The following is a 17,322-nucleotide window of genomic DNA, read 5'->3' on the forward strand; positions in this document are numbered from 1 at the left end:
AGTTTCAGCCCCCGATGGCGCTCATGCTGCGGTCCGGCTGGACGAAGTCCGGAGCGTCGAGTCCCACGTGGTCCATTCCGTGGGCTTTGGGCTTGAGCCACATGGCGTCCTGCCAGCGCTCGGCGAGTTCGCCGTCGCTGGCTCCCGAACGCAGGAGCCCCAGCAAGTCAATCTCTTCCCGGGAGAACAGGCAGCTCATGATCTTGCCCTCGGCCGTGATCCGGGTCCGGCGGCAGTCCGAACAGAAAGGTTCGGTCACGGAGGCGATGATCCCCACCGTGCCCAGGACCGGGCCGGACAAATCGTCGGAAACAGACCCGGCCTCCCGGCGTCGTACTTCAAAGCGTTCCGCCGGGGCGCCGTCACGGGCGCGGGGATCGGGGCTGAGGACAAAGTCGGACGAGAGCAGCCCACGGATCTCGGCGGCCGTGATCATGTTCCGCCGCGTCCAGCCATGGTCGGCGTCGAGCGGCATCTGCTCGATGAACCGCAGCTCGTAGCCGCGCTCCAGCGCCCATGCCAGCAATGACGGCGCCTCGGCATCGTTGATGCCGCGCATCAGGACGGCGTTGAGCTTAACCGGGCCAAGACCTGCCGCCCATGCGGCATCCACGCCGGCCAGCACCTGGTCCAGGAACGGCCGCCGGGTCAGCTGGGTGAAGGTTTCCTCGTGCAGCGAATCCAGGGAAACGTTGATCCGGGTCAGGCCGGCCGCCTTCAATGCCGCGGCTTTCTTCGCCAGCCCCACACCGTTGGTGGTCATCGAAATGGGCAGCCCGGGATGGTTCCGGCGGAGTGAGGCAATGATCTCAACAAGGTCGTGCCGCACCAGCGGTTCGCCACCGGTAAGGCGCAGTTCGCGCACACCCAGCTGGTCCACGCCGATCCGCACGATCCGCACGATCTCCTCCGCGGACATCACTGCCTGCTTTGCGAGCCATTCCAAACCTTCGGCGGGCATGCAGTACGTGCAGCGGAGATTGCATTTGTCCGTCAGGGACAGCCTCATGTCCGTGGCCCGGCGGCCGTACCGGTCTACGAGCCCGGCAGCGGCGCCGGCGGGGCGGGCCGCCGGGACGGACGGCAGTGCTGAGCCCGCTTCCTCCCGTGGCTGCGGCATGCCTAGCTGGACACTCATGAATTCAGGCTACGCCACGATGGGCTCTGCATCACACACGGGACGGTGCGGACAGGGCAAACAGAATGTGCAGCCAGCAACGGCGCAGCGGGTATCCGGCGAATCTAAGCTGGAGATGTGGACAGTTCCCAGCCAGGACAGGCAACGCACGACGGCGGGACGCGGCTTCCGGAGCGACCGGCGCCTTTCCTGCCGCACAGGCACAGGCACGGGCAAGGGCACGGGCAGAGGCAAGTTCAAGGGCATGGGCAAGCGCTACGGCGCCGCGCGTGGCTGGCCGCCGCAGCAGGTGCGGTTGCGGCGGGCAGCGCGCTAGTCCTTGGGGAGCTTTTGGCGGGCGTGTTCAGTCCGGCGCTGTCACCGGTGACCGCTGTGGGCGGTGCCGTCATCGATGCCGTTCCTCCCGCTGTCAAGGACTGGGCTGTTGCGCTGTTCGGGACGGCGGACAAAGTTGCCCTCCTGGTGGGCATGGCGCTGGTCATTGCCGGATTCGCCGGGCTGGCAGGAGTCGTGGAGGACCGGCGGCGCTACGCCGGTGCCGCCGTGGTTGGCGTCTTTGGCCTGGCTGGCCTCGCGGCCGTCCTGACCCGTGCCCAGGCGAATGCCAACGCAATGAGCCTGGCGGTGTTCACCGCCCTCGTGGCGGTCATCCTGCTTAGGCTCCTGGTCCGCATGCTTCAGGAGTGGGGGAGCCAGGCAGCGACCCCCGACCCCACAGCAACCCCTGCCCCGGCCCGCCGCCGCTTCCTCCAGGCCTTGGCGAGTGGAGCCGCATTTACGGCAGTCGGCGGCGTGCTCGCGGCAGCCTGGCGCGGGGCCGCTGCCGTCGTCAGCGAGGCCAGGGGCCGCGTGGCCCTGCCGGCTCCCGCGTCAGCGGCTCCAGCCATACCGGCAACCGCCGACGCCGGAGTCGAGGGCATCACCCCGCTGGTCACCCCGAACGCCGACTTCTACCGCATCGACACCGCACTCACCGTTCCCGCAATCGATCCCGACACCTGGGTCCTGAAAGTCACGGGAATGGTGGACAGGGAGGTTGAACTGTCCTTCGCCGATCTCCTGGCCAAACCCCTGGTTGAGCGCCATGTCACCCTCGCCTGCGTGTCCAACAACGTGGGCGGCGACCTTATCGGAAACGCGCGCTGGCTCGGCTGGCCGGTCCGCGAGCTCCTGGCACTGGCAGGCCCCCGGCCCGGCGCGGACATGGTCCTCTCAAGGAGCGCCGACGGCTGGACGGCGGGAACGCCCCTCGAGGTGCTCAGCGACGGCAGGGATGCGCTGCTCGCCATTGGAATGAACGGCGAGCCGCTGCCCCTTGAGCACGGCTTTCCCGTGCGGCTGGTGGTGCCCGGACTCTACGGCTACGTCTCCGCCACCAAATGGGTCACCCAGCTCAAGGTCACGAGGTTCGCGGATGACGTCGCCTACTGGACACCCCGAGGCTGGTCCGAACGGGGTCCCATCAAGACCTCCTCGAGGATCGATGTGCCGCGTGGTGGCCGCCCCGTGAAGGCGGGAAAGGTGCTGTTCGGAGGCGTGGCCTGGGCGCAGCATACCGGCATCGGGAAGGTGGAGCTGAGGGTGAACCGGGGCGCGTGGCAGCAGGCCGAACTGGCGGAGGGCATCTCCCTGGACACCTGGTACCAATGGAAGCTGGGACTCGACCTGACGGAAGGGCAATACGAAATCCAGGTCAGGGCCACGGACCTTTCCGGCCGGATCCAGGACGAGCAGAGCCGCCCTGCCGCCCCCGACGGCGCCACCGGGCTCCACACCATTAGAGTGGACGTGAAACCCTGAAGGCTGACACTGAAGGCGGAACCATGACTAGCCCGCAACCGCATGGAACGCCTATGGACCAGGCAACGCACCGTGCCCGGCACCACGCACGGTCCGTGGCTGACCATGCGGCCGCTGTCGAGGATCTGTTGCGGCCCTTGCGGTCACCGGAGCGGACGGAACGCCTGCCGCTGCGCGGGGCCCTGGGCCGGGGCCTGGTCGGCGACATCCCGGCTCCCATCAGCCTGCCGCCCTTCCCCAACTCGCAGATGGACGGCTACGCCGTCCGCTCCGCTGACCTGCCCGACGGCGGGGGAGAGCTGCGCGTCATGCCTCCCGTCCCCGCCGGTGCCAGTCCGGACGGACTCAGGCCCGGCATGGCCGCACCGATCATGACGGGAGCCATGCTCCCGGACGGAGCCGACGCCGTCGTCCCCATCGAGCGGGCCGTTCCGGACCGATTCCTGCCCCCGGCCGCACAGGCAACGGAACAGGCAACCGTGCGGCTGCCCCCGGCAGCGCCCGGAACGTTTGTGCGCGCAGCAGGCAGCGACGTCTTTGCCGGGGAGACGGCCCTGGCAGCCGGCACTTTCCTGGGCCCGGCCCAACTGGGACTGCTGGCGGCGCTGGGCATCCCGGACGTGGCGGTCTACAAAGCTGTGACCGTCCTGCTGGTGACCACCGGCGACGAGGTGGTGGAGCCCGGCCAGGAGCTCCCTGCCGGCAAGATCTACGACTCCAACGGCACCCTGCTGGAAGCGGCCATGACGCAGGCGGGACTGGTGGTCCGGCGGGCAGGCATTGCCACGGACAACCCGGACGCGCTGCGGGCGCTGCTGCGGGCCGAAGGCAGCGCGGCGGACCTGATCGTCACCACCGGAGGGGTCAGCAAGGGCGCCTACGAGGTGGTCCGGCAGGCCATGGAGGACCAGCCGGTGGAATTCCTGCACGTGGCCATGCAGCCGGGGGGCCCGCAGGGGATCGGCAGCTTCGACGGGCGTCCCTTCCTGGGTTTCCCCGGCAACCCTGTCAGCTGCCTGGTGTCGTTCGAGATGTTCCTCCGCCCGGTGCTTGCCGGTTTGCTGGGAACGCCCGCACCGCGCCTGCCCCTCCGCGCCCGCCTCGCCCACCCGCTCACGTCTCCCGAACACAAGCACCAGGTCCGCCGGGGAACGTTGCGGTCCGACGGGACGGTGGAGCTGCAGGGCGGGGAAAGCTCACACCTGATGCACGCGCTCGCGGGTTCCAACGTGCTGGTTCACGTCCCCGCAGGAGTGGCCGCGCTCGCGGCCGGTGCGGAGGTGGAAGTATGGATGCTGTGAATGCAGAACAAACCCCGGCCGCGCTGACGCACCTGCGCCAGGACGGCAGCGCCCAGATGGTGGACGTATCCGCCAAAGCCGAAACCACCCGCGAGGCCACCGCCACCGCCACGGTCCACACCACCTCCGAGGTGATGGACCTGCTCGGCTCGGGCGGACTGCCCAAGGGCGACGCCCTGGCCGTGGCACGGGTTGCCGGAATCATGGCGGCCAAGAAGACCCCCGAACTGATACCGCTGTGCCATCCGCTTCCGCTGTCCAAGGTCACCGTGGACTTCGAGCTTGGCGCCGCGACGGTTTCGATCCTCGCCACCGTGAAGACCCGCGGCGTCACCGGCGTGGAAATGGAGGCCCTCACAGCGGTGTCCGTTGCGGCGCTGAGCGTCTACGACATGATCAAGGCCGTGGACAAGCACGCTGTCCTGACCGACATCAAGGTGCTGGCCAAGAGCGGCGGCAAAAGCGGGGACTGGACATTGTGACCAATCCAAGCACCATCAATGCCTCCGAGCCGCACCGGCACGGCGACGTGCAGGGCCGGAAGGCCGGCGTCGTGATCGCCTCCACCCGCGCTGCGGCCGGCATCTACGATGACGAAACCGGCCCCGTGATCACGGACTGGCTGACAGAACACGGCTTCGACGTGTTCCCGGCCATGGTGGTCCCCGACGGCGAGCCCGTGGGCGCAGCCATCCGCGCCCTCCTCACCCAGCACCCCGCCGTCGTCATCACCAGCGGCGGGACGGGCCTCAGCCCGGACGACCGCACCCCGGACGTCACCCTGCCGCTGCTGGACCGAGAGATCCCCGGCATCATGGAAGCAGTGCGCCGCGCCGGAGCCGCGAAGACCCCGCTGGCGGCCCTGAGCCGCGGCTATGCCGGCGCGGCCGGCAGCACCTTCATCATCAACCTGCCCGGATCACCCAAGGGGGTCATGGACGGACTGACCGTCCTGGACCCCGTGATCGGGCACCTGTGCGACCAGCTGGAAGGCGGACATGGGCACTGAAGCAGTTTTCGAGGTAGTCAACGCCGTCCTGAGCGCGGAGCCAATCTCCGTCGACCAGGCCATCGCGGCAGTGGAGAGCGACACCGCGGGGGCGGTGGTCAGCTTCAGCGGCGTGGTGCGGAACCACGACGGCGGCAAGCCGGTTGAGCGGCTCAGCTACAGCGCGCATCCCATGGCATACCAGGTGATGGCCGACGTCGTCGCGCAGCTGGTCGCCGAACAGGCGGCGGGCCTGGAAAGTGGCGGAACCAGGCAGCCGGTCCGCATCTGGGCGGCGCACCGGATCGGCATGCTGGAGATCGGCGATCCCGCGCTGGTGTGCGCGGTGTCTGCGTCCCACCGGGGCCAGGCCTTCGCTGTGTGCTCGGAGCTGGTGGACCGGATCAAGGAACAGGTGCCCATCTGGAAGGAACAGTTCTTTACTGACGGCACGGTGGAGTGGGTCGGCGCCGGCAGCTGAGGTCTCCGCTGGTGCCGGCCGGCACCATGCTTCCTGCGAGGTAACGCACACTCCCCGGTTCCTGTTCGGCGCGGGCCCGCCGGTAGGCTTAACGGCATGACCGAACAACTCCCTGCTCCCATGCCCGTTGCCGTGCTGGGCGCGAACGGGCGCATGGGCGCCGAAGCCGTAAAAGCCATCGAAGCCGCGCCCGACATGAAACTGGTGGCGGCCCTGGGACGCGGCGATTCGCTGGACCAGGTCACGGCTGCCGGCGCCCGGTACGTGGTGGACCTGACGGTTCCGGAAAGCACGGAAGCGAACGTCCGCTTCGCCGTCGAACACGGGATCCACGCTGTTGTGGGAACCACCGGCTGGGACGCGGGCAGGCTGTCCGCGCTGGAAAGCCTGCTGGCAGGACATCCGGAAACAGGTGTCCTGATCGCCCCGAACTTCGCCCTCGGATCGGTGCTGGCCTCCGCCTTCGCCGCCAAGGCCGCCAAGTACTTCGAATCGGTCGAGATCATCGAGCTCCACCACCCGGACAAGGTGGACGCGCCCTCGGGCACGGCGGTCCGCACCGCCCAGCTCATCGCTGCCGAACGCGCTGTGGCGCAGGTGCCGCCCAGCCCGGACGCCACCACCAGCGAGCTGGCCGGAGCGCGGGGCTGCGACGTTGACGGCGTAAGGGTCCACAGCGTGCGCCTCCGGGGACTCGTGGCGCACCAGGAAGTCCTGCTGGGCGGTCCCGGCGAGCAGCTGACGCTGCGCCACGATTCCTTCGACCGCGCCTCATTCATGCCCGGTGTCCTGCTGGGCGTCCGCAACGTGGCGACACACCCCGGACTGACCGTAGGCCTGGACGGCTACCTGGACCTGGGGCTCTAGGCCATGGAAGGACTGCTGGCCGGCTTCCGGAAGAACCGCACCAAGATCTGGGTGGGAGCGGTGACCCTGCTGCTGGTCTTCTACCTGGTGGTGTCCTTCCAGCGCTCCATCCTCCTGCTGACGGACAGCAACCTCGCGGCGCAGGCTATCGGTGCGGCGTACCTGGTGCTGCCCGCCATCGGTGCATGGGCACTCATCCGGGAGCTGATGTTCGGCGCCCGCACGGAGCAGATGGCCAAGGTCCTGGAGGCGGAGGGCGGACTCCCGGTGGATGAGCTGCCCCGCACGCCGGCCGGCCGGATCGTCCGGACAGCCGCGGATGCCGAGTTCGAGAAGTACCGTTCCGAGGCCGAGGCGGCTCCGGATGACTGGCGCTCCTGGTTCCGCCTGAGCTGCGCGTATGACGCCGCCGGCGACCGGAAACGCGCCCGCGCTTCCATGCGGGACGCAATCAAGCTCTTCCGCGGAAACGTTCCCGCCTAGGAGCCCTCTCCGGCCCGGCGCCAGCTGCTGAGTACAGCTAGCGAACGGACGGCCTAAGCTCGCCCCGGCCCGCCCGGTTCGCGGCGTGTCCCAGCCACTCCAAGGGCCCGCGCCACTTCCGCAGCACGAACACCATGCCAACGATTACTGCACTGGCGGCGTGGGCAAAATACATCCCGTCCTCCGTCCAGCCGGCGGGCAGCGGCTTGAGGTAGAAGCCGGAGACCACCCAGACGTGGACTGTGTAGAGGCTCAGGGTCATCGCTCCGGCACCTCGCAGCGGCAGCAGCAGGTCCACGTCCACCCACTCGGCAAGCCGGCCCAGCAGCAGGCACGCGCCGATGACCGCCACAGCCACGCCCGAGGTGTGCAACAGGTCCAGGGTGGTGGCCGAGTGCGGTGCCGCGGAAGCCAGCCACCACCAGGACCCCTCCTGGGCGATGCCCGTCAAGTTCACCTGCAGGACGCTCTCCAGCGGATAACCCGGGGAATTCAGCAGTTCCTCCAGTGCGGCCCGGCCGCCCCAGCTCTCCATCGCCGTAACACCCAGGGTCCTGGCCAGGACTGCGACGATAGAGCCGCCAACCAGCAGCACCACCGGCACCATCGCCCTGCCCAGCACCAGCCGGCCCACGATGAGCCCGACGAGCAGGTATGAAAGCCACTGGAACACGGGGTAGTACCCGGTGAAGAACAGGTCCGCCAGCAGGCTCGCGGGTGTTGACAGGTCTTCCCACGAGGGGTTGTGGCCCAGCTGCATCGGCGGTTCGGCAGCGAGGAGCCAGGGGCGCAGGAGATAGGCCAGCACCGGTGACCCCATGATCCAGCCGCCGGCCCAGGCGCACAGCTGCTTCAGCCCCATCCCCAGGAACGGCAGGACACACAGGAACAGCACCGCGTAGTGGACCAGGATGATGGCCAGGTTGACTTCCAGCCCGCCCAGGGAAAGTCCGACGGCGGCGATCACCAGGGCGCGCAGGGCAACGCCGCGGCGGGCGGCGGACAGGTCCGGGGCTTGCAGGGGCTTGTGCTTTCCGGTGGACAAGGCCAGGCCCACTCCCGCAAGTACCGCAAACAGTGCTGCAGCCCGGCCCGAGAAGGTAAGGCCGATCCAGGTGGGGGTCAGGTCCGCGTTCGATTCGAACGTGGGAAGCAGGTGGGTGGCCATCATGCCCAGCAAGGCGAGGCCGCGGGCAGCGTCGATGCCGTGGAGCCTGGCCGTAACCGGCCGCCCGGCGGTCTTGCGGGACGTTCTTGCCGGGGTACGGGACGTCATGACCAGATCGTCTCACACCTGCCTGTGCCGGAGCTGTCGGGAAACTTCTTGTATTCGAATATATGTTCGAATAATATGGGCTGCATGCACACTCCATCATCCGGAATTCCCGCCCATGAGTCCGGCAATGCAGGGCTCATGAAGGCTATGAGTCCCGGGGTCGTCGACTTCCTCTTCCGCCAGTTGGTGGCGGGCCGGCCGCCCGAGGACGTCGAGTGGGAGCAGGAAGGCATCAGCCTTGCAGCCCAGCCTGAGGGACCCGAGCTCGCCCGCCGTCTCGCGGAATCGGATATAGACGCCTTGACCCCGCTGGAGCTGTTCCACTATGTCCGGGCTGCCCAGAGGCTGGCCTCATGGGCGGAGGAACTGCGGCAGGCCGCCGTCGGACGGTATTGCGGCCCGCCGGCCGGGGCGCCCCGCTCCTCTGGCCGGCACGCTCCCTGACCGGCTCGAATGCCGCGAGGGGGAAGGGGTTCCGGGCAAGGCGAAAGGGGTCGGCGCCGAGGTGCAGGCCCGCCTGTTTGACGTGCATCACGTTCCCGGCATTGTCCTAACCAGCCGCTGACAGGGTAACGTTTTTTCCATGGCTGACAATTCCGCGCATCTCCCTGCCCTTGGTACTCTTCTGACCGCCATGGTCACACCGTTCACCAAGGACGGCGCAGTGGATTACGAGCAGGCCGCTGAACTGGCCGGCAAGCTGGTGGACGACGGCTGCGATGGCCTGGTAGTCACCGGAACCACGGGCGAAACATCCACCCTCACGGACGAGGAAAACCTCGGCATGTTCCGCGCCGTCAAGGACGCTGTCGGCGGCCGGGCTGCCATCATTGCCGGCACCGGCACCAACGACACCGCCCACTCGGTGCACCTTTCCAAGCAGGCGGCAGCCCTCGGCGTCGACGGCCTCCTCCTGGTGACGCCGTACTACAACAAGCCCAGCCAGGCAGGGGTCCGCGCGCACTTCGAAACGGTCGCCTCCGCTGTCGACGTGCCCGTCATGCTCTACGACATCCCCGGCCGCTCCTCCATCGCCATTGAGCCCGACACCATGATCCGGCTGGCGCAGCACCCGAACATCGTGGCAGTCAAGGACGCCAAGGCCGACTTCGTCGCCGCCACGCGCGTCATGGCCGAGACGGACCTCCTCTTCTACTCGGGCGACGACGGACTGACCCTTCCGTGGATGGCCCTTGGAGCCGTCGGCCTGGTGGGCGTCACCACCCACGTGGCCACGCGCCGCTTCCGCGAGCTCATCGACGCCGTCAACGCGAACGACCTCGGCACTGCCCGGAAGATCAACTTTGAACTCCAGCCTGTTGTCCGGGCCACTATGACGCGGGTCCAGGGGGCCGTCGCGGCCAAGCAGATTCTTAAATGGCAGGGAGTCCTGCCCAACTCGATTGTCCGTTTGCCCCTCGTGGAGCCGGACGAAGCCGAGATCGAAACCATCCGCGGGGATTTGGCGGAAGCGGGGCTGGTCTTTTCCTGAGGAGTAAGACCAGCACCCTTCCGCCTGGAAAGTAGTGCAATATGACCCAAACTGCCCTCACCGGCCTTGTCACCCCTCCCCGCCTGCCACAAGGCACCCTCCGGATTGTTCCGCTGGGCGGGCTGGGGGAGATCGGCCGGAACATGGCCGTGTTCGAAATCGACGGCAAGCTGCTGATCGTGGACTGCGGCGTCCTCTTTCCCGAGGAAACCCAGCCGGGCGTCGACCTGATCCTGCCTGATTTCTCCTACATCGAGGACCGGCTGGACGACATCGTCGCAGTGGTCCTCACCCATGGCCACGAAGACCACATCGGAGCCGTTCCGTACCTGCTGCGCCAACGCAACGACATTCCGCTGGTGGGCTCGCAGCTCACCCTCGCCCTGATCGAGGCAAAGCTGCAGGAGCACCGCATCCGGCCGTACACCCTCACGGTAGAGGAGGGCCAGATCGAAAAGTTCGGCCCGTTCGAGTGTGAGTTCGTGGCCGTCAACCACTCCATCCCCGACGCTTTGGCTGTGTTCATCCGGACCGCCGGCGGCACTGTGCTGCACACCGGCGACTTCAAGATGGACCAGCTGCCCCTGGACGGGCGCATCACCGACCTCCGGCACTTCGCCAAGCTCGGCGAAGAGGGCGTGGACCTCTTCATGTCCGACTCCACCAACGCCGACGTCCCGGGTTTCACCACTGCCGAGAAGGAAATCGGGCCCACACTCGAACGGCTCTTCGGCCAGGCCACCAAACGCATCATCGTGGCGTCCTTCTCGTCGCACGTCCATCGGGTTCAGCAGGTGCTGGACGCAGCTGCCAAGCACAACCGCAAGGTGGCCTTCGTGGGCCGCTCCATGGTCCGCAACATGGCCATTGCCGAGAAGCTCGGGTACCTGGACGTCCCGCCGGGCCTGATCGTGGACATCAAGAACGTGGACAACCTCCCGGACAACCGCGTGGTGCTGATGTCCACCGGTTCGCAGGGTGAGCCCATGGCGGCCCTGTCCCGGATGGCCAACGGCGACCACCGCGTGGTGGTGGGGGACGGCGACACCGTCATCCTCGCCTCCAGCCTCATTCCCGGCAACGAGAACGCCGTCTTCCGGATCATCAACGGGCTGCTCAAGCTGGGCGCCGACGTGATCCACAAGGGCAACGCCAAGGTCCACGTCTCGGGCCACGCCGCCGCCGGCGAACTCCTTTACTGCTACAACATCCTCGAGCCGCTCAACGCCATGCCGGTGCACGGTGAGACCCGCCACCTGATCGCCAACGGCAAGATCGCCATCGATTCCGGCGTCCCCGAAGCCAGCGTCATCCTCGCGGACAACGGCACCGTCATCGACCTGAAGGACCACCGGGCCGACGTCGTGGGCCAGGTGGAAGTCGGCTTCGTTTACGTGGACGGCTCCAGCGTCGGCGAGATCACGGACGCCGACCTCAAGGACCGCCGGATCCTCGGCGACGAAGGCTTCATCTCCATCATCACCGTCATCCACCGCGCCACCGGCAAGGTGGTGTCCGGCCCCGAGATCCACGCCCGCGGGGTGGCGGAGGACGACTCCGTGTTCGACGAAATCATCCCCAAGATCAACGCTGCGCTGGAGGAAGCGGTCCTCAACCACGCGGACCACACCAGCCACCAGCTCCAGCAGGTGGTCCGCCGCGTGGTGGGCACCTGGGTCAACCGCAAGCTCCGCCGGAAACCGATGATCATCCCCGTGGTGCTCGAGGCCTGACAGTTGCCTGCCTGCTCCGGCCCGCGCTCCCGTCCAACGGGGCCGCGGGCCGGACGCGTTTAAGGGCCGCGAACCGGGAGCCAGGGGGTCCAAATCCCCGGAAAACCAGCCGAACTCGGGTACCGTGGCTGGTATGGCCACTCGTACTACGTCCGCGCCCAATGGCTCCAGCAGGGGCAGCGCCGGAAGCAAAACCGGCAGCTCCTCCGGCCGCGGTTCAGGCTCCACGGCCGCCAAATCCGGGCGTGCCGGCGGCTCCTCCAGCACCGCGCGCACCCGCCAGCTTCCCGCCGTCGAGCACCACCAGCCGTGGTTGCTGCGCGTGGTGGGCGGAGCCTGGCTGGGAGTGGGCCACCTGGTGGGCGGAGGCGTGCGGCGGATCGGCCACGACGTCAGCGACCTCCCCGCGGAAGAACGCCGTGACGGCGCAGCCCTGTTCAACCTGGCCCTGGGCATCTTTATTGCCACCTTCGCCTGGTGGGGCCTCACCGGCTGGTTCCCGGACGCGGTGTACGCCGTGGTCAACGGCACCTTCGGGTGGATTTCGCTGCTTCTTCCGCTGATGCTTTTTGTCTGCGCGTTCCGGCTCTTCCGCCAGCCGTCCGACGGCCGGGGCAACAACCGGGTGGGCATCGGCTTCCTCATCATGACGTTCGCCGGCTGCGGGCTTGCCCACGTGCTGGGCGGCCAGCCCACGGTGGCCCAGGGGTTCGACGGCCTCCGCCAGGCCGGCGGCATGCTCGGTTTCCTCGCCGCATCGCCGCTGGCCGCGATCCATGCTGCCGTTCCACTGGTGCTCTACTCGCTGCTGGCCTTCATTTCCCTGCTGATCATTACGGCTACTCCGTTCACCGCGATTCCGCGCCGCCTGCGCACCGGCTACGAGCACCTCATGGGCATTGACCTGCTGGATGACCAGGACCGGGACGCCCACGACCGCAGCTACCTGGAACGGACCTCGCCCGCCACGGCGTCCAGGGGCCCCAAGAAGAAGCGCCGCTTCTTCGGCAAGGACCAGGAGGACACCGGCGCCGGACTGGAGGGCTACGTAGGGGACGAAGCCTTCGAGCACGCGGTGATCGACGACGACGACCCAAAGGGGAGCGCAGAGGCGCGCCCGGCGCCGGGAGTCCGGCGGCCCACGCAGGCGGAGATCGCCGTCGAGAAGATTAAGGCCGCGCAGGGCCTGGGCGCGGGTGCTCCCTCCGCCGCGGGTGAGAACGCAACCGAAGCCATCCCCATGATCACCCCCGGCATGTCCGCAGCCGCTGCCAAGCCGGCGGCCGCGCCAACGGTGCCGTCCAACCCCGTGGCGCCCGCCCCGCCGCCGGTTCCCATCCCGCAGCGCACCGAGCAGCTGTCCCTCGCCGGCGACGTGACGTACACGCTCCCGGCATCGGACTACCTGACGCCCGGCTCCATCCCCAAGGAGCGCACGGAAGCCAACGACGCCGTCGTCGCTGCCCTGACTGACACCCTCCAGCAGTTCAACGTCGACGCCACCGTTACCGGCTTCAGCCGCGGCCCCACGGTTACCAGGTACGAGATCGAACTCGCCCCCGGAACCAAGGTGGAACGCGTCACCGCGCTGTCCAAGAACATCTCCTACGCCGTAGCCTCAAGTGACGTGCGAATCCTGAGCCCGATCCCGGGCAAGTCGGCCATCGGCATCGAGATCCCGAATACGGACCGCGAGACCGTCTCGCTGGGCGACGTCCTGCGAAGCCAGAACGCCCGCCGGACGGACCACCCCATGGTGATGGGCGTGGGCAAGGACGTGGAAGGCGGCTACGTAGTGGCCAACCTCGCCAAGATGCCCCACCTCCTCGTGGCAGGCGCCACCGGTGCCGGCAAGTCATCGTTCGTGAACTCGATGATCACATCCATCCTGATGCGCGCCACCCCGGATGAAGTGCGTATGGTCATGGTGGACCCCAAACGGGTGGAGCTCACGGCCTACGAGGGCGTCCCGCACCTGATCACACCCATCATCACCAACCCGAAGAAGGCAGCCGAGGCGCTGCAGTGGGTGGTCCGGGAGATGGACGCGCGGTATGACGACCTCGCCAACTACGGCTTCAAGCACATCGATGACTTCAACAAGGCAGTCCGCGCCGGTAAGGTCCAGCCGCCGGTGGACTCCAAGCGCGTCATCCGGCCGTATCCCTACCTGCTGGTGATCGTGGACGAACTCGCGGACCTCATGATGGTTGCCCCGCGTGACGTCGAAGACTCGATCGTCCGCATCACGCAGCTTGCCCGCGCGGCAGGCATCCACCTGGTCCTGGCCACCCAACGGCCTTCCGTGGACGTCGTCACCGGCCTGATCAAGGCCAACGTTCCATCCCGCATGGCGTTCGCCACTTCCTCCGTCACGGATTCACGCGTTGTCCTTGACCAGCCGGGCGCCGAAAAGCTGATTGGCCAGGGTGACGCGCTGTTCCTGCCGATGGGCGCCTCCAAAGCCATGCGCGTCCAGGGCGCCTGGGTCACGGAGTCCGAAATCCACAAGGTGGTTGAGCACGTCAAGGGGCAGCTCCAGGCGAGCTACCGCGACGACGTCGCCGCCGAGGCGCCGAAGAAGCAGATCGACGACGACATCGGGGACGACCTCGAGGTCCTGCTGCAGGCGACGGAGCTCGTGGTCACCACGCAGTTCGGCTCCACCTCGATGCTCCAGCGCAAGCTCCGCGTCGGCTTCGCCAAGGCGGGGCGCCTCATGGACCTGCTGGAATCCCGGGGCGTGGTGGGCCCGTCCGAAGGGTCCAAGGCACGTGACGTCCTGGTGAAACCGGACGATCTTGCCCCCGTCCTGGCGGCCATGAAGGGCCAGGACGCACCCGCTGCGCCGGACTCGCAGACCGCAGCCCTGAGCGACAACGCCAACGCCAACATCGCCCGGGGCGGATACGCGGAAGACCTCGTGGCGGCGGACCTCGACCAGCGGAAGCAGAGTGCGGAATATTACGACGGCTCGGATTCCCCGCCCGGCGGCTATGACGACGAGGACGGTTCCGAAGATGCCTGGTCCCTCACCGGGCGCTAGCCCAAAGAATGTAGCCTAGGAACGTGACTAGCACCGATGCCACCGCGGCCGGCCCAGGCCGTGCCGGGGTCTGGAACCTTCCCAATATCCTGACCATGATCCGCATCGCGCTGGTCCCGTTCTTCGTGTGGTTCCTTATCGCGGACGCGCCGGGGCTGCAGAGCGTGTCCGGGCCGTGGCGGTGGGCCGCGGTAGCGGCGTTCGCCGTCGCCATCTATACGGACAAGCTCGACGGAGATATCGCCAGGAGCCGGAACCTGGTGACGGACTTCGGCAAGATTGCCGATCCCATCGCAGATAAGCTCCTTACCGGCTCCGCCCTGGTGATGCTCTCGGTGCTGGGCGAACTTCCCTGGTGGGCCACGCTGGTGATCCTGGTCCGCGAGTGGGGCATCACCGCGCTGCGCTTCTTCGTGATCCGCTACGGCGTCATCCCTGCTTCGCGGGGCGGAAAGCTCAAGACTGTCGTGCAGACTGCGGCCATCTTCCTCTACCTCCTGCCGCTGGGTGCTGTCGCTCCATGGCTGGCTTGGGCGGCGTTCGCCGTCATGATGGCGGCCGTGGCCATCACTGTCTGGACCGGCGTCCAGTACGTGATTGAGGCACTGCGTCTTCGGGCGAAGGGAAAGCTGCAAGCGCGCAGCGGCAAAGGACAGGAGCCGGCATGACCAACCTCCACCATCTGTCTGCGGAAGCAGTCAGGAAAGCCCTCGACACGGGACGCACCGTGGCCGCCGCAGAATCGCTGACCGCCGGCATGGTGTCCGCGGTCCTTGCCGACACGCCCGGCGCCTCCGGGATCCTGCAAGGTGGGGTGGTTGCCTACCAGAACTCGGTCAAGGAATCGGTCCTGGACGTCCCGGCAGAGTTGCTGGCCCGCGCCGGATCAGTCGATCCCGGCGTCGCCGCAGCCATGGCGGCCGGAGCCCGGACAGTCCTGGGCGCTGACATCGGCGTCTCCACCACCGGCGTTGCGGGACCGGACGCACACGACGGAAAGCCGGTGGGAACCGTATATGTCGGCATCGCCACCGCTGCAGGGACGGCAGCCTTCGAGTATTCCTTCGCCGGCAACCGAGCGGAAATCCGCGGACAGGCCTGCGCAGCTGCCCTCGAACGGCTTCTTGAGGCCCTGTCCCAGTGACCCCGCCGGCTGAAGTTACCCGGACGTAAAGTTGGCGGGAACAAAAGCCGGTACCGATTAGTTATTACATTGTGTCGCTTCCGGAGAGTGGAGGCGCCTAGGATGAAATGACCACGACGGTTCGCGCCACCGCGGACCTGACCTATGAGGGAGCAAGGCGATACAGATGGTAAAGCAGCCCGTATCCGTAAACGGCGTTGTCCGCTGGAAGGATGTGGGCCTCGCCGATCAGGCTAAGAGCGAACAGAAGGAGCGCAAGATGGTTGTACTTCGTCACGAAATTGGTGATGTCCTGCGCGATGTCCGCCAGCGTCAGGGGCGTACGCTCCGTGAAGTTTCGCACAGCGCCCGTGTCTCCCTGGGTTACCTCAGTGAAGTGGAGCGCGGCCAGAAGGAAGCGTCATCCGAGCTCCTCTCTTCGATCTGCTCGGCGCTGGATGTCCCGCTGTCCAGCATGCTCCGCGAAGTGAGCGACCGTGTGGCAGTTGCCGAAGGCGTTGCCGTTCCGGACACCGTTCCGCAGGAGTTCTCCCAGCGTTATGGCCGTGACCTTGAGCGCGACCTGAACACTGAACTCAACGACGAACTTTCCACCGGCCTTCTTTCAGGCGCCCGGTAAAGGCGGCGCCTTAAGGCGGCCCTGGAAACAAGACGCACTGAAGCCCCCGGCCTTGCCGGGGGCTTCAGTTGTCCCTGCTAGGAGTCTTCCGCAGAGGCGGCCGCCGGCCCGTCCTTCGGGAAGCCGTCACGTTCGTACGTGGAGTTCAGCTTGGCCATGTACCGGGCCAGTTCTTCCAGGTCCTCCACCGGCCATTCCCCCAGGCGTTCACGGAACACCTGCCGCCGGGCATCCTGGACCTGGTGCATCTTTTCCTCCCCCTTGGGGGTCAGCCGGATGGCCTGGGCGCGTCCGTCCAGCGGATCGGCCTCCTTGGACACGAGTCCCAGGCTCTCCAGGAATGCGATCTGCCGGCTGACGGACGGCTTGCCCACGCCAATGTTCATGGCAAGGTCGGTGAGCCTGATCGGGCCCTCCCGGCGGATTACCGTCAGCAGGCCATAGGCGGCCGGCTCCATGTCCGGATGGACCTGGCGGGAGAGCTGGTTGGAGATGGCCCGGGCGCGCCGCCAGAAGAGGCTGATCTGGTGCTCCACGTTCTGCAACGCGGCGTCCACGGTGGCTTCGTCGTGGCGGCCTTGCAGGGAGGGAACGTCGGGGGAGCTGCTCATGGCAACAATTCTAGGGTGCGGCCGTGAGAGACTTTTCTGGTGCGAATCAGCGATTATTGGCGGCTCATGGACGACGAATTCGGCGCCGGGTACTCGCGGGTCCTCAGCAGCACGCTTGTGCTCGCCGGGGTGGGCGGGCGCACTGCGGACCAGGCGCTGGCTGCCGGCGTGGAACCCCGCAAGGTGTGGCTGGCTGTCTGCGACGTGCAGGACGTCCCTGCCGAGCGCCGGCTGGGGCGGGATCTCAAGCCCCGCACCAACTAGCCTGATTCTCCTGACACGCCGTGCTCCTGTTCGAATACCTGTTCGGGTAAAGCTATGCTTTTCCTAGCGGGTTATCCAC

The 17,322-nt window shown here is 67.4% G+C and carries 18 protein-coding genes; 15 read left to right on the top strand and 3 right to left on the bottom strand.

Annotated elements, in window-relative coordinates:
• Window positions 1-4: 4 nt before the first annotated feature.
• Window positions 5-1,138 (bottom strand): GTP 3',8-cyclase MoaA, encoded by a 1,134-nt coding sequence (gene moaA / locus Q9R30_RS04890; protein WP_311216933.1) that lies wholly within the window; start codon window positions 1,136-1,138, stop codon window positions 5-7.
• A 273-nt stretch (window positions 1,139-1,411) separates the two neighbouring features.
• Between moaA and Q9R30_RS04895 the strand changes: the two genes are divergently transcribed.
• The 7 genes from Q9R30_RS04895 to Q9R30_RS04925 all read left to right on the top strand — a co-directional run bounded on the left by Q9R30_RS04895 (window position 1,412) and on the right by Q9R30_RS04925 (window position 7,058).
• Window positions 1,412-2,938 carry a molybdopterin-dependent oxidoreductase gene (locus Q9R30_RS04895; protein WP_311216968.1) on the top strand — a complete coding sequence of 509 codons (1,527 nt, stop codon included), beginning with the start codon at window positions 1,412-1,414 and terminating at the stop codon, window positions 2,936-2,938.
• Between the two features lie 23 nt (window positions 2,939-2,961).
• A complete protein-coding gene (glp, locus tag Q9R30_RS04900; RefSeq protein ID WP_396136692.1) occupies window positions 2,962-4,239 on the top strand; it encodes a gephyrin-like molybdotransferase Glp in 1,278 nt (425 codons plus the stop codon).
• Window positions 4,227-4,721: a cyclic pyranopterin monophosphate synthase MoaC gene (gene moaC, locus Q9R30_RS04905; protein WP_104997403.1), complete on the top strand. Its 495-nt coding sequence runs from the start codon at window positions 4,227-4,229 to the stop codon at window positions 4,719-4,721. The genes glp and moaC overlap by 13 nt, the downstream gene beginning before the upstream one ends.
• Entirely contained in the window at window positions 4,718-5,248 is a 531-nt protein-coding gene (locus tag Q9R30_RS04910; protein WP_104997404.1) for a molybdenum cofactor biosynthesis protein B, read from the top strand. Before moaC ends, Q9R30_RS04910 begins: the two co-directional genes overlap by 4 nt.
• Window positions 5,238-5,708, top strand: coding sequence for a molybdenum cofactor biosynthesis protein MoaE (locus tag Q9R30_RS04915; RefSeq protein WP_311216934.1), 471 nt, complete (start codon window positions 5,238-5,240; stop codon window positions 5,706-5,708). Before Q9R30_RS04910 ends, Q9R30_RS04915 begins: the two co-directional genes overlap by 11 nt.
• A 96-nt stretch (window positions 5,709-5,804) precedes the next feature.
• Window positions 5,805-6,575 carry a 4-hydroxy-tetrahydrodipicolinate reductase gene (dapB, locus tag Q9R30_RS04920; protein ID WP_311216935.1) on the top strand — a complete coding sequence of 257 codons (771 nt, stop codon included), beginning with the start codon at window positions 5,805-5,807 and terminating at the stop codon, window positions 6,573-6,575.
• A 3-nt stretch (window positions 6,576-6,578) separates the two neighbouring features.
• Window positions 6,579-7,058, top strand: coding sequence for a hypothetical protein (locus Q9R30_RS04925; protein WP_311216936.1), 480 nt, complete (start codon window positions 6,579-6,581; stop codon window positions 7,056-7,058).
• A 37-nt stretch (window positions 7,059-7,095) separates the two neighbouring features.
• Here Q9R30_RS04925 and Q9R30_RS04930 read toward each other — a convergent pair whose 3' ends face one another.
• Entirely contained in the window at window positions 7,096-8,334 is a 1,239-nt protein-coding gene (locus tag Q9R30_RS04930) for a heparan-alpha-glucosaminide N-acetyltransferase domain-containing protein (protein ID WP_311216937.1), read from the bottom strand.
• An 84-nt stretch (window positions 8,335-8,418) separates the two neighbouring features.
• On the opposite strand from Q9R30_RS04930, the gene Q9R30_RS04935 reads away from it, so the two are divergent.
• The 7 genes from Q9R30_RS04935 (at window position 8,419) to Q9R30_RS04965 (ending at window position 16,368) form a co-directional block, all read left to right on the top strand.
• Window positions 8,419-8,778, top strand: a complete 360-nt coding sequence (locus Q9R30_RS04935) for a hypothetical protein (RefSeq protein WP_396136693.1) — start codon at window positions 8,419-8,421, stop codon at window positions 8,776-8,778.
• 139 nt (window positions 8,779-8,917) lie between these two features.
• Window positions 8,918-9,826 (top strand): 4-hydroxy-tetrahydrodipicolinate synthase, encoded by a 909-nt coding sequence (dapA, locus tag Q9R30_RS04940; RefSeq protein WP_104997409.1) that lies wholly within the window; start codon window positions 8,918-8,920, stop codon window positions 9,824-9,826.
• Between the two features lie 41 nt (window positions 9,827-9,867).
• On the top strand, window positions 9,868-11,559 hold the full coding sequence (locus tag Q9R30_RS04945) for a ribonuclease J (protein ID WP_104997410.1): 1,692 nt from the start codon (window positions 9,868-9,870) through the stop codon (window positions 11,557-11,559).
• Between the two features lie 133 nt (window positions 11,560-11,692).
• Window positions 11,693-14,605 (top strand): DNA translocase FtsK, encoded by a 2,913-nt coding sequence (locus Q9R30_RS04950; RefSeq protein WP_311216938.1) that lies wholly within the window; start codon window positions 11,693-11,695, stop codon window positions 14,603-14,605.
• Between the two features lie 23 nt (window positions 14,606-14,628).
• Entirely contained in the window at window positions 14,629-15,273 is a 645-nt protein-coding gene (gene pgsA, locus Q9R30_RS04955) for a CDP-diacylglycerol--glycerol-3-phosphate 3-phosphatidyltransferase (protein ID WP_311216939.1), read from the top strand.
• A complete protein-coding gene (locus Q9R30_RS04960) occupies window positions 15,270-15,749 on the top strand; it encodes a CinA family protein (RefSeq protein WP_104997413.1) in 480 nt (159 codons plus the stop codon). The genes pgsA and Q9R30_RS04960 overlap by 4 nt, the downstream gene beginning before the upstream one ends.
• A gap of 166 nt (window positions 15,750-15,915) precedes the next feature.
• Window positions 15,916-16,368, top strand: a complete 453-nt coding sequence (locus Q9R30_RS04965; protein ID WP_043793869.1) for a helix-turn-helix domain-containing protein — start codon at window positions 15,916-15,918, stop codon at window positions 16,366-16,368.
• Window positions 16,369-16,445: 77 nt separating this feature from the next.
• On the opposite strand, the gene Q9R30_RS04970 is transcribed toward Q9R30_RS04965, so the two are convergent.
• Window positions 16,446-16,979, bottom strand: coding sequence for a MarR family winged helix-turn-helix transcriptional regulator (locus tag Q9R30_RS04970; protein WP_104997414.1), 534 nt, complete (start codon window positions 16,977-16,979; stop codon window positions 16,446-16,448).
• 39 nt (window positions 16,980-17,018) lie between these two features.
• Here Q9R30_RS04970 and Q9R30_RS04975 point away from each other — a divergent pair, with 39 nt between their 5' ends.
• Window positions 17,019-17,243 (top strand): DUF3046 domain-containing protein, encoded by a 225-nt coding sequence (locus Q9R30_RS04975; protein ID WP_104997415.1) that lies wholly within the window; start codon window positions 17,019-17,021, stop codon window positions 17,241-17,243.
• Window positions 17,244-17,322: the final 79 nt, after the last annotated feature.

Source organism: Arthrobacter sp. AB6 (genome assembly GCF_031844545.1).
Classification (GTDB): Bacteria; Actinomycetota; Actinomycetes; order Actinomycetales; family Micrococcaceae; genus Arthrobacter.